This is a genomic window from Erysipelotrichaceae bacterium 66202529 (genome assembly GCA_017161075.1).
Taxonomy (GTDB): domain Bacteria; phylum Bacillota_I; class Bacilli_A; order Erysipelotrichales; family Erysipelotrichaceae; genus Clostridium_AQ.
On sequence record CP046174.1, the window covers coordinates 1,151,998 to 1,165,008 of the forward strand.

The window sequence follows — 13,011 nt, forward strand, 5'->3', positions numbered from 1 at the left end:
TTGATCAAAGCATGGTTTTCTTGAAAAATTGGGGCGAGATTGACGAGCGTTTAGACCCTGCATTTTACTTAAACATAATGTTGCTTAATAAAAATATAGTTTTTAAATCTGCTTACCCAGTCAGTACATTTAAACAAAAAGTGAATATGCAACGTGGACGATTCGGGCATAGACCAAGAAATGACCCAAGATATTATGATGGAATATACCCCTTTATACAAACTGGAAACATAGTAAAAGCAAGCACAACAAATGAAAAAATTGAGTTCACTCAAACGCTAAATGAATTCGGACTTTCAACAAGTAGACTTTTTGAGGAAAAAGTTGTAGTAATTACTATTGCTGCTAATATTGGCTACTCTGCTATTCTTGACTATCCCGCATGTTTTCCCGATAGTCTTGTAGCACTCACAGTTAAGGATAATTCCATATCGTTAGAGTATTTGAATGTGTATATACGATATATACGTGATTACATTGAACGTCTTGCTCCACAAGCAGCTCAAAAGAACATTAACCTTAAACAGATGAGCAAGTTACCTGTTGTTGTTCCAGATATGGATACTCAGAAGTGGATTGTTTCTATCATGGAAAAAGCATATACAGAAAAAATAATAAAAGAAAATAATGCACAAGCGTTATTAAATAGTATTAAGGATTATTTATCGCAAGAGCTTGGCGTTATTATACCTTCAGATGAAGAAAATACACTTAAAAATAGGATATTTTATGTATCTTCTACTAAAGTTTTAGGTGATAGATTTGATCCTGTTGGTTACTCTAAAAAATCTAATTTTTATAAAAATCCCACATCTATATTTAAGAGAGTAAGATTTAGGGATATAATAATTAGCATGCAAACTGGTTTGCCCGTTCGTCAGGATTTCAGAGCTGAAAATGGTATGTATCCATATTATGGTGCAAATGGAATTATTGGCTATATGGATGAATATACACATGATGGTCAGTATTTAGTAATAGGTCAAGATGGTTACATTGGCAATCATTATATTATAAATGGTAAGTTTTGGGCAAGTAATCATAATTGGGTTATTAAACTAAATACAAAGTTATGTAACTATGACTATGTGAAAGCATTTCTAGACTTTTGGGATTATTCCTATCTAGTAACTGGTGGTGTGATACCAAAATTAACACAATCCTCGGTAAACAAAATTCCGATTGTTTTGCCAGAATTGCAAGTACAAACTAATATAGCTTCGAAAATCAATCAGATTTATGCAAAAGCCCGAAAGTTTGAACAAGAAGCTCAAAACGCTGTTGATATTGCCAAGCAGCAACTTAAAAAAATACTTTTAGGAGGCAACCTATGAGACTTACAGGAATAATTGATTACACAATGGATAATTTTTTATGTGTTCGAGGATTTGCTTCTATGTTAGAATTGTCTGAAATATCGAAGCCTGATGAAGATATTCAAAGAGATTTGATAGATGACCACCGTGGAGAAATGGAAGTATTTTTATCTGGCGGTAAATTTACATTTTTTCCAGAGGTAATTCTTGGGGCAAATATGTATGGTACAGAGATGGACAAAGAAAAAATAAGCATTTTAAGAGAAACCGTACATGCTGAAAGCAAACCTTTAAGAACCACTATTAACGGGATTAAATATTTTATTAAACGAAATGCTGTTAAAAAGGAAAATAATAATATGGCTTTTGATGTCACGCAAACTATAATTATGGAGTTTGATAAGGCTTCTTTAGTTGGAAAAGAATTTTTACGCATTGATGGTAATCATCGATTAAGTGCAGTAAATGAAGGTTCTACTTATGCTCATAAGCGTATTCCATTTTGCCTTTTGCTATTCAGAAACGCAGAAGAAACGGACAAGTTTTGTAGAGCATTATTTTACAATATTAACACAAAACAGATACCGTTAAAAATGGAGCAAAACTTAAAAGTTATTATTGAAAGTGAGCAGGCTTTTGATGATGATACTCTTTTAAAGGATCCTTCTTTTGGTGAAAATTATTTTTTGACCAGACAGATAATAAAGCATATTGAGTTGTCGGAGTATCCTTTTTTGAAATTGTTTATAGCGGATAGTAAATTTACATATTTTGTAGAAGTGCTAAAATTGCTACTTGACAATAAACTTATAAAAAAAGATCAAGAAGGCGTGTGTTCTGTAACAACAGCACTCAAAGAAATTGATGATGCTTTAAAAACTGCGGCTTTAATTGAAGTTCCAAATAATCTAGCGGTAATTGGTGCTTTTTCATACTACAAGCTATCAGATGAACGTAAAGCAGATGAGTTTTTAAAATGGGTAAAGAAAAATAATCTTACTCAAATTTCAGACATTCATATTTGTGATATTATTAATATTTACAACAAAATATATGACAACTCGCCTAAAAGAGTATTTATGTCCATGTGGTTTAATAAAAAAACAGAGGATACGTATAATCAGGTGAAGGATGTTAAAGAGATTGTAGCTAGGAATTATAATGTTGAAATTGATATTATAAAAGTGGACGAGCATAAAGATGGGTATTCGGATGTAATTAGCAAAAGGATTATTGCAGGTATTGATAGTTGTGATTTACTTATTGCGGACTTGTCATATGGAAATAAAAATGTTCACCATGAAATTGGTTATGCTCAGGGGAAGGGGAAAAAAGTTTTATTGATATATCAAAATCGAGAAGGTGCATCAGCATCAGATGAGATTGGGTCTAACCTTTCAATGCATGACCAATTAAGATTTACTACATATAGTGAATTAAGGAAGGGACTACTTAAAAAAATAAAAGATAGATTTTCATTGTAAAATAAATAAGTGTGACATACATAGCCGAGAGGTTTTCTTAATCGAAAGCCCCTCGGCTTATTTCATTTCTGGAGGTGATGATGATTGAATGAAAAGTAACCGACCCTATGTGCAGCTTGACCCTGCTGTGATTGAGCAGGCACGGCAAATGGACTTGCTATCGTACTTGCAGAGGTATGAGCCAAGCAACTTAAAGCGTGTGGCAGGGAATGTTTACTGTACCAGAGAGCATGACAGCTTGAAGATTTCCAATGGTAAGTGGTATTGGTGGTCGAGAGGTTTCGGCGGCGTTTCTGCCCTTGATTATCTCATTAAGGTCAGGGAGTACAGCTTTGTGGAAGCCGTGAAAATGCTCACAGGCATTACCGCCGATTGGAAGTCGCTGCCTGTTTCCGTTCCCAAAGATGAGCCAAAGGTGCTGCTCTTGCCGCCGAAAAATCGTGACTGTAACCGAGTGACCGACTACCTTTTCGGACGTAGGATTGACCTTTCTATCATTGAGGACTGTATTGGAGACGGTATGATTTTTGAAAGTGCCAAGTACCACAGCGCCGTGTTTATCGGAAAGGACGAGAGCGGAACGTCCAAGTATGTTGCCTACCGTGGCACGATAGGCAGCTCCTTTAAGGGTGACGCTTCAGGAAGCGATAAGCGGTATTCATTCCGACTTCTGGCAAGAGAGCCGACTGATACAGTGCGTTTATTTGAAGCTGCCATTGATTTATTGTCCTACGCCACCTATCTAAAGTGTGAGGGAAAGGACTATCAATCAGAAAATCTGCTCTCTCTTTCGGGTATGTATCAGCCAAAGAAAGAGATAAAGGACAGTAAAATCCCCATAGCACTAATCACATTTTTGAACGCTAATCCCCATATTAAGACCATCGTTTTGCATCTAGATAATGACAGAACGGGCAGGCTTTATACCGCCGCCTTAAAAGAACTGTTGCAAAAAGACTACCAAATCGTTGAAGATCCTCCGCCTGCCGGTAAGGACTTCAACGATTCTTTGTTGTCCTATCTGGGGATTGCAAGACCGAGTGTAAGCCGTGAAAGGAGGGATGTCCGTTGATTGCCTGCTGATGTTTCCCTAAGAAACCAACTCAATTACAACAAAATTCATGCTGAAAGTGAGGAAAAGAAGATTGAAAAAATATGAAGTTACCTAGACAGGACACTATGAAAAGACCATTTCCGTATATGCGGAAAGCCCCGAACAGGCAAAGGAGATGATTGAAATCATCCTGTTTGACACCGACCTTGTGGACTTTGCGGACGAGGATTTTATCGGCGGCGAAGCTGCCATTTCCGATAATGGAAAGGACGGTCTTTGTAATACCGCCGAGGAAAAGGATGCGAGTGAGGACGATGATTGTTCGGGATATCCGTATCGCTGCCCCGTGTGCGGAGAATGTCTGTATGAGGACGATGGCAAAAAGTAATGGCTTACTAAGCACTAAATTTGATTATCCAAATGCCTTTGGATACCAAATTCGCTTGTTAGGGGGCTGCCCCTAATACCCCGTAAAAAAGAATGTTGCCGACCGATGCCCCAAAGGTGCGGCGGTCAGAAAGGAGTTTATCAGAATGAGTGAGTTTTTGTTTTTTACCATCGGCACAATGCTCGGCGGTCTTATGGGGGTGGTGCTGATGTGCTGCATGCAGATTAACTGGCTCTCCAAAAGGGAGGGAGTGGAGCATGAGAGAACGAAGCATCCAGATACTTTTTCGTCTTAACGAGGAGGAAGCCGAGCAGTTCTATGAGCTTGTGCGAAAATCGGGTCGCTCCAAAGAAGCGTTCCTTAGAGAAATGGTAAAGGGCTATCAGCTCTGCGAAAAGCCAGACCCAGAGTTTACAAGATAATGCGTGAGCTGTCTGCCATCGGTAACTGTATCAATCAGCTTGCCGCCAAAGCAAACGCCCTGAACTTTATCGACGCGCCGATGCTCCGTGAGGAAGCGAGGAAGTGGCATGAGTTTCAGATTGACGTCCGAAAAAAATATCTGCTTCCTCGAAAGGTATCGTAATGGCGGTGTGTGAAATCTGTGATGTCAAAGGCAGGCTCGATCACCCCATAGACTATGCCGAAAATCCTGAAAAGACCGCCACCCCCAAATACAGCGAAGCCGACTTGCAGGCGTTGGTGGATGTCATGGAGTATGCCACCAACAAGGATAAGACGGAAAAGAGATTTTTCGTTACGGGGGTCAACTGCGATACTGCCACCGCCAGAGAGGAAATGATTATTGCCAAAGCACAGTGGAATGATACAAGCGAGATTGTCTGCTATCACGGTTTCCAGAACTTTAAGCACGGCGAGGTCACGCCAGAGGTTGCCCATGAGGTGGGGTGCGTCAGTTAGGCGCCGAAAATATAGCGGGTGGAAATCCCGTCTAGTAAGATTTAGCCAATCGCTAGTATCGAGTCCTTGGAGTGCCAACGGTAACGTAAGCATTTAAGCGTAGGACAGAAAGTATGCGAGCCGTAATAGCCCAATGAAAAGTTGGGAGTGAAGCAATAGACCTTCGTTAAGGTGAAACAGTGGAAGTCGATATCGTCCCGCCGATAGCAGACAACAACATACAAACGTAATGGCAAGGATGTATGTTTCCATCGGAGGCGTAGAGCGTGGCGAGCATAACATAGTTATTTTCGGGGTACCTGAGAGGTCCTATCGTTCCACAAATAGAGGTAATGTGCTATCAAGCCCTAAGAAGCAAGTTAGTGCAAATGGCGATTAGGAAGTACCCACAGGGCAGATCTCAGATTAGTTCATAGTAGCAATGAAACTGTCAAAACCAGTGGAGCCAAGGGACTAATGCACAGTCAATTTTTCAAGGGAAACATTAAGAACCACCCGAGAGGAGGTGAAAATCAAATGATAACAGGACTTGAAAGAATAGCACAAAATAGATTAAAATATCCAGACAGTAAGCACATCAACTTAATTCATCACGTCAATGTCAAAAATCTGCTAGAGGTGCACGCACGACTAGATAGAAAGAAAGCAGTGGGTGTTGACCAAGTTAGTAAAGGTGCCTACGAACAGAATCTGGCAAATAATCTGAACCAGTTAGTGTCTAAAATGAGAATGTTCACATATAGACCACACCCAACAAAGCGAGTGTATATCCCAAAAGCAGGAAGCAAGAAGATGCGTCCCCTAGGGATACCAAGCTATGAGGATAAACTGGTACAGGGGGCTATGGCAGACATACTAAATGAAGTATATGAACCCTTATTCTATGATTTTTCCTATGGTTTCAGAAAAGATAAAGATTGCCATAAGGCAATTAAACATCTCACAAATATGATTTACAGAAACAGCGTTAATTACATAGTGGATGCGGATATCAAAGGCTTCTTTGACAATGTAGACCATAGGACGCTGATAAAATTTCTTGAAGAAGAAATAGGAGATAAAAGCTTTCTGAGATATATCGTACGATTTCTGAAAGCAGGAATTATGGAAGATGGAAAAAGAATAGAAAGTAACAGAAATATACCACAGGGCGGATTAATCTCGCCAATACTTGGAAATGTGTACTTGCATTATGCGCTAGATATGTGGTTTGAAGTAGTGGTAAAGAAATACTGTAAAGGGTACAGTGGTATGATACGCTATGCAGATGATTTTGTGTGCTGTTTTGAATATGAAACAGAAGCAAGAGAGTTCTACAAAAGACTCCAAGAAAGATTAGCTAAACTCAAACTGGAAATAGAGGTAAACAAAAGCAAAATCATTCGTTTTGGCAGAAATACCGGTAATGATAAAGGTACATTTGATTTTCTGGGATTTACTTTCATCAGTGGTGTAGACCGTAAAGGGAGATATCGCACGATAAGGTTGACCAGCAAAAAGAAAATGAGTGCTAAGATGAAAGCAGCGAATGAATGGATACGTGCAAATATGCATATGCCTGTCAATGAACTTATCAAGAAACTAAACACCAAACTTGTAGGACACTACCGATATTACGGTATCACAGGAAACTATGATAAGTTAGAGATGTTCAGATGGTACGTGTTAGATAGACTAAAGGTATGGCTCAACAGACGTTCGCAAAAGGCTAAAATGACATGGGATAAGTTCAACGAAACGATAGAATATAATTCAGTCGTAAAGCCGAAAGTTTATCATACAATCTAGGCAAAAGACTGTGTAAAGAGCTGTATGCCTTAATAGGGCACGTACAGTTCCGAGGGGAGGGTCAGCAATACAAGGTCACCATCGGTAAATATAGAACATATTAAAACTGGTGTTGAATGGTCAAGACTATGTATTTGCACGACCTTTACCCAATCGTAAAACTTGCCGAGAAGATGTGGGGCGACAGGTTTCAGGTCATCGTTGCCACCCACTTAAATACCGAGTGCCTGCATAACCATTTTGTGGTAAATTCAGTTTCCTTTCAGGACGGGAAGTACTACCACGATAACAAAGCCAACCTGCGACTGCTCCGTCAACGCTCCGATGAGCTTTGCAGGGAGTATGCTTTATCCGTTATTGAGCATCCGAGTGGGAAAAAGAAACCCTATGCTTTGTATCAGGCAGAAAAGAATGGGATGCCCACAAGGGATAATGTAGCACGGCAGGCGGTGGACGAAGCTATCAGCAAATCGTTCACGCTCAAAGACTTTGACCGCCAGATGGCAGAGATGGGCTACCGTGTGAGCTTTGACCCCAACCGCAAATATTGGACGATAATCGGCAAAGGATGGAAACGCCCGAAGCGGTTATATAAGCTCGGAGAGGATTATACCAATGAGCGGATTACGGAACGTATCAGGGAAATTTCCTATGCCGTGAAATTTTCCAGATTTGCAGAGCCGCAGAAATAGATTAGAGTTTATCGGCTCAAAGGCTCATTGTCTGGAACAAAGAAAATCGGGGGCTTGCGTGGTCTGTATCTCCACTACTGTTACAGGCTCGGCATCCTGCCAAAAGGAAGAAAACAAAATGTCGCAAGGCTTCACTATCTCCTAAAAGATGACCTGATGAAGATGGAAGCTATCTCACAGGAAACAAGGCTGCTCTGCCGCAATCGGATTGATACGGTGGAGCAGCTCTTGTCATATAAAGGCTCTCTGGAAACAGAAATGGCAGAGTTGACCGAACAGCGAAAGGGCCTTTATTCTCTATCCCGCAAATCAGGCGGGGAAGAAAAAGAAGCGGTCAAAGCTCGGCTTACGGAAATCACAGAGAGAATGAAAGTCTTGCGGAAGGAGATCAGATTGTGCGGGGGTATCGAAGCCCGTAAAGATACCCTCAAAGAAAAATTATCGACCATACGGGCAGATGAACAAGAGCAAAAAGGAAAGGAGCTGATGACAAATGAACACAGGCGGCGAAGCGGCAGAACAAATCGTTAGGATGAGCTTGGAGGGATTTGAGGTCGCTGTCAAAATCACAGGTGCAGGTGCGAAGAATATCGCAATCCTTCTGTAGTCCATTTTCAAGGAGGAACAGAAAACAAAGGGCAAGGCAAGGCTTACCAATATGCTGCGTTCTGGCAAGGAGCTGAAGGTATTTACCGTGAAGAACTGTGACTTAAAGAAGTTTACGCAGGAAGCAAAAAAGTACGGCGTTCTTTACTGCGTGTTGGCAGATCGCAAGAACTAAGACCCTAATGCGGAAGTGGATGTGATTGCCCGTGCAGAGGACGCATCGAAAATCAGCCGTATTACAGAACGGTTTAAGCTGGCATCGGAAACCACGGCTTCCGTTGTGACCGATGTGGAGAAATCCAAAGAGGAAAAACAGGTCAGCCAGAGCCAGACATCGGTGTGCAGGAAAAGGCGGAGAAAGACAAGCTTTTAGATACTTTGATGGGAAAACCCATCCAAAAGGAGGAAAATGCCCCAAACCCCTCGGTGGCAAAGACCGAAAAATCTCCTCTGTCCGAGCCTACCTCAGAGCAGCCAAAGAAATCCGCAGAGGGGGCTACTACGACTAAGGACAAACCATCAGTCAAAGAGGAACTGCGGAAAATCAAGGAGAGCCGAAAGGAGCAGGAAGCGGATGCTTCTTCTGCCCTGGACAAAAGCCCTGCTTCTGACAGGGCGAAGAAACCGCCCGCAGGCAAGACGGAGCATAAGCAGCCCCAGAAGCGGAAACGAAAACCAAAATCGAAAGAAACGAGGTAAACAGTATGAGCATTTATGATGTATTTAGCGGCGGCAGCAAGCCCTTTGACAAAGCGGAATAGGCTGCCCAGAAGCAGGCACAGCGGCAGGAAGCCTATGAGCTGATTGACAATACCTGCTCGGAAATGATGGCAGACGGTGAGAGCTTCCGCCAGTATCTTGATGTGCAGGGGCGGTTTGACCGCTATTCGGTGGCAAATGCCGTTTTAGTATCGGCAAAGATGCCCGAAGCGACACAGCTCAAAGACTACAACGCTTGGAAGCAGAGCCGTGTTTATGTGAATAAGGATGCGGAAAAAATCGTTATCCTTGAGCCGAGCAAGGAGTACACCCGTGAGGACGGCACGAAAGCGGTGGGTTACAACGCAAAGGTGGTCTATGATATTTCCGAAACATCGGCAAAAGACAGGCAGCAGGCACAGGAGCCGAAAACCATGCGTGAGCTTGTGTCGGCGATGATTGATGCAAGACCTGTTCCTTTTGTTCCCGTTGATGACCTTGAAATCCCTGCTTACTATGACAGCAAGCAGCAGACCATTTTCATTAAGACAGGGCTTACGGAGGAACAGCTCTTTGTCAGCATGGAAAAGGAAGTGTCGGCGGCGGTCTTTGACTTTAAGCACGGGCAGAGCCGTGATGCATCCGACTTCAAATCGTTTTGTGTTGCCTATATGGTCAGCACCCGTTACGGCGTGGATACCAGAGGTTTCAGCTTTGACCGACTGCCACAGGAGTTTTCGGAAATGGACACGCAGGTATTCAAAGGCGAGCTTGGCTCGATGCGTGATGTTCTCGGGGAAATCCAGAGCGATATGTTCAAGAGCCTTGAAAAGAACAAGCCGCCGAAGAACAAAGAGCAGGAACGCTAATCGGAGGTACAGCCTATGAAAGAGGAACGATACCACATCGCACTTGATAAGTACGACAAGAATATCGTTATCAATGCCTTGAACACCTTGCGGACACGGCAGTTGCAGGAGGAACGCCCCACCGACCCTGTGGACGAGCTGATTGACAAGGTAGCAAATGCCCCGACAAGAAAGGTCAGGGTCATCTCGTGCAGGTGTAATGAGGAACGATGAAAACAAAACGAGTCTGATACTTTCCCTCTGCGGTGTCATTCCTGTTGTGTGGCTTGCCTTGCTGACAGCCCCTTATGTCAGCAAGGCATCGTGGAGATAGTGAATGGTCTATCCGTGGCAGTAAATCATCCGTTTTCCATAACGGTGTGTGAGGACAGCGTAAAGACTATCCTTCTTTTTTTGCTTGCCTATGGGATGGGCATCGGTATCTTTCTTTCCACACGCAGGAACTACCGCAGGCGGGAGGAACACGGCTCGGCAAAATGGGGCAATGCAAGTGCTTTAAATAAAAAGTACAAGGATAAGGATATGGAGATGAACATAATGGTGAAGAAAACAGAGATAGTTATGGACGAATATATTGATGTATTGGAAAAGATAAAAGAGCGAATTATGCAAGCACAGTACCAGGTAATGAAAAATGCAAATGTCGAACGCAATATTTTATTTAATAGGGAACGTAATTCTTCGATACAGCCAATGGGGAAATAAATTTGTTGAAACGCTATTAAATGATTTGAGAATGGCTTATCCTAGTAGAGAAGGATATTTTGTTAGAAATCTTAATTATATGAAACAGTTTGCGCGACGAATACCATCAGAAGAAATTTTGCATCAGGGTGGTGCAAAAATTAGTTGGCGTGCAATAAAATTGTTGATAGATAAGACGGATAATCTAGAAGAGCATATGTGGTATACACAGCAATGTCTGGAAAATGGATGGTCTAGTACAGTGCTTTCACATCAGGTAGAAGTGGTTTGTATTATAGACAGGCATTAGCAGATAAAACAACAAATTTTAAGGAACAGTTAGCTAATCCTTTTAGTGAACAAGTAGAAGAAATTATAAAAGATTCTTATATTTTTGATTTTATACCGAATGCGAAAAAGCTTAGAGAGATTGAGCTAGAAGATGCCCTTGTTCAGCAAATAACAAAGCTGCTGTTGGAGTTTGGGTCAGGCTTTGCTTTTATGGAGTGGCAGTATCCGATTCGTGTTGGAAAAAGAGAGTTTTTCATTGACTTATTATTTTACAATGTGAAATTGCATTGTTATTTCGTAGTAGAATTAAAAACGGTGGAATTTGAGCCAGAGTTTGCAGGGAAGCTGTCTTTCTATTTATCAGCAGTACGTGATTTTGTGGGGATATGTTTTGATTTTGGTACTTATGTTGAGACTGTCGTGTTGCTTTCCAAACCATGACAACAAAACATGTCAACATTGATTTATATGCTGATGAATTGGATTTGATTTCTTCAGAGAGTAAAGCTACTTAGAACAATATAATATAACATGTTTTTGATAAGTACAGATTTAAGGTTTCAAATTGATATATAGCACAAGTGAAAGAAAATGTGGAATTAAATAAAGAGAAGCCTATCAGAAACCTAAAAATGATAATTTAAAGCTATTTATTTATCCAATAGAAAAATGAAGAAGCAATAAAAGATGCGTTCAGGTATTTTCAGATGATTTAAAATTATAAGGGTAATTGTTTGGAAGGAGGAATTATATGAAAGATGTAGTATATCAAGGCGAGCAGTTTAAAAAAATCATCGATATTATTGAATCAGCCAAAGAGAGAGCATATCGTAAAGTGAATGAAGAACTGATTTTGATGTATCGTGATATAGGTGAATATATCAGTAGAGAGTCAAAAAGTGCGGAATATGGAGATGCTTTTGTAAAAAGACTTGCTGAATTCTTTGCAGACAATTATCCTGAATTAAAAGGATTTAATCGTCGTGGATTGTATAGAATGAAGCAATTTTATGAGATGTACAAAGACGAAGAAAAAGTGTCACCACTGGTGACACAATTGAGCTGGACAAATCATTTAAAGATTATGTCTGCGTGCAAAACAATGGAAGAACGTATTTTTTACATGAATATGTGTGTGAAAGAGCGACTTTCAAAAAGAGAGTTAGAAAGACAAATAGATAGTAGCTATTATGAACGATATATGTTATCACAAAAACCACTGACACCTGCTATTGAAGAATCAAAAGGAGCAACTAGAAATGTTTTTCTTGATAATTATGTATTTGACTTCCTTGATGTACCGGAAACTGTTTCTGAACGTGATTTGCAGAAATCTATTATACGAAATTTAAAAGATTTTATTCTAGAAATCGGCAAGGACTTTACCTTTATTGGAGAAGAATATCGTTTATAAGTTGGTAAGCACGATTACTACTTAGATTTACTGTTTTATCACAGAGGACTTTCTTGCCTTGTAGCTTTTGAATTAAAAATTGGAGAGTTCAAACCAGAGTATGTTGGTAAGATAAATCTATATCTTGAAGCTTTAGATCGTGAAGTGAAAAAGGAAAATGAAAATCCAAGTGGAGGAGTGATTCTTTGTGCAAGTAAAGATGATAAAGTTGTAGAATTTGCACTTAGTTGTAGTTTGTCGCCAACAATGGTTTCAGAATTAATTTGAAACTAATTGATAAGAGCCTGCTACAGAGAAAACTAAAGGAATATATCTAATTAGCTGAAACTGACTAGATAAAATAATGAAATAAATTTATTGATAAAAATCCTAGAAAAATAAAAAGGTTTGTAAATATGCTCTTGTTACGTTATGAGATAGCTAAGAATCGTGGCTTTGGAGACGAACTGGAACTTGCGATTTTGGCAAAGATGATGTTGCCAGAATACTATGAAACAGATTTTTATAAGGCATTACCCAGTCATTTGGATTCTGAAGGGAAATGGGATGAAGTTCCTGAAATACAAGCTGATATAAAAACTATGGTCGAAGATAAGAAAAAGTAGAAGCATCATCTATAAAACAGAAGACGGACATACCAAAATTGATGTTAAATTGGAAGACGAGACTGTCCGGCTTACGCAGGCACAATTATTCGAACTCTACCAAACCAGTAAACCCAACATTAATGAGCATATTTTTGAAGAGGAAGAGTTAGATGAAAAATCAGTTATTTGGAATTTCCGAACAACTGCAGCTGATGGAA

General features: G+C 40.4%; 7 protein-coding genes and 9 pseudogenes. All 16 read left to right on the top strand.

The features are described from left to right. Positions 1-11: 11 nt before the first annotated feature. The 16 genes and pseudogenes from GKZ87_05490 to GKZ87_05565 all read left to right on the top strand — a co-directional run bounded on the left by GKZ87_05490 (position 12) and on the right by GKZ87_05565 (position 12,811). Entirely contained in the window at positions 12-1,334 is a 1,323-nt protein-coding gene (locus GKZ87_05490) for a hypothetical protein (protein ID QSI24982.1), read from the top strand. Next, the gene (locus GKZ87_05495; GenBank protein QSI24983.1) at positions 1,331-2,800 is read left to right on the top strand and encodes a hypothetical protein; all 1,470 of its coding nucleotides are present in this window, start codon (positions 1,331-1,333) and stop codon (positions 2,798-2,800) included. The genes GKZ87_05490 and GKZ87_05495 overlap by 4 nt, the downstream gene beginning before the upstream one ends. Before the next feature lie 88 nt (positions 2,801-2,888). Then, positions 2,889-3,872 (top strand): DUF3991 domain-containing protein, encoded by a 984-nt coding sequence (locus GKZ87_05500; protein QSI24984.1) that lies wholly within the window; start codon positions 2,889-2,891, stop codon positions 3,870-3,872. Between the two features lie 73 nt (positions 3,873-3,945). Then, positions 3,946-4,242: pseudogene (locus GKZ87_05505) on the top strand (hypothetical protein). A 145-nt stretch (positions 4,243-4,387) separates the two neighbouring features. After that, on the top strand, positions 4,388-4,537 hold the full coding sequence (locus GKZ87_05510; protein ID QSI24985.1) for a DUF3789 domain-containing protein: 150 nt from the start codon (positions 4,388-4,390) through the stop codon (positions 4,535-4,537). After that, a pseudogene (locus GKZ87_05515) lies at positions 4,500-4,828 on the top strand (ribbon-helix-helix protein, CopG family). The gene GKZ87_05510 and the pseudogene GKZ87_05515 overlap by 38 nt, the downstream one beginning before the upstream one ends. Next, positions 4,828-5,151 (top strand): annotated as a pseudogene (locus tag GKZ87_05520) (relaxase/mobilization nuclease domain-containing protein). Before GKZ87_05515 ends, GKZ87_05520 begins: the two co-directional pseudogenes overlap by 1 nt. Before the next feature lie 528 nt (positions 5,152-5,679). Continuing rightward, positions 5,680-6,951 carry a group II intron reverse transcriptase/maturase gene (gene ltrA, locus GKZ87_05525; GenBank protein ID QSI24986.1) on the top strand — a complete coding sequence of 424 codons (1,272 nt, stop codon included), beginning with the start codon at positions 5,680-5,682 and terminating at the stop codon, positions 6,949-6,951. Between the two features lie 137 nt (positions 6,952-7,088). Beyond that, positions 7,089-8,174, top strand: a pseudogene (locus tag GKZ87_05530) (relaxase/mobilization nuclease domain-containing protein). After that, positions 8,137-8,948, top strand: a pseudogene (locus GKZ87_05535) (DUF3801 domain-containing protein). Before GKZ87_05530 ends, GKZ87_05535 begins: the two co-directional pseudogenes overlap by 38 nt. A 5-nt stretch (positions 8,949-8,953) precedes the next feature. Then, positions 8,954-9,817: pseudogene (locus tag GKZ87_05540) on the top strand (hypothetical protein). A 15-nt stretch (positions 9,818-9,832) separates the two neighbouring features. Then, entirely contained in the window at positions 9,833-10,030 is a 198-nt protein-coding gene (locus GKZ87_05545) for a hypothetical protein (GenBank protein QSI24987.1), read from the top strand. After that, positions 10,017-10,339: pseudogene (locus tag GKZ87_05550) on the top strand (type IV secretory system conjugative DNA transfer family protein). Before GKZ87_05545 ends, GKZ87_05550 begins: the two are co-directional and overlap by 14 nt. Positions 10,340-10,354: 15 nt before the next feature. Beyond that, positions 10,355-11,161: pseudogene (locus GKZ87_05555) on the top strand (DUF1016 family protein). Positions 11,162-11,543: 382 nt separating this feature from the next. Continuing rightward, positions 11,544-12,523 (top strand): annotated as a pseudogene (locus tag GKZ87_05560) (DUF1016 family protein). Positions 12,524-12,607: 84 nt separating this feature from the next. Further along, positions 12,608-12,811, top strand: coding sequence for a hypothetical protein (locus tag GKZ87_05565; protein QSI24988.1), 204 nt, complete (start codon positions 12,608-12,610; stop codon positions 12,809-12,811). The last annotated feature ends 200 nt before the right edge of the window (positions 12,812-13,011 follow it).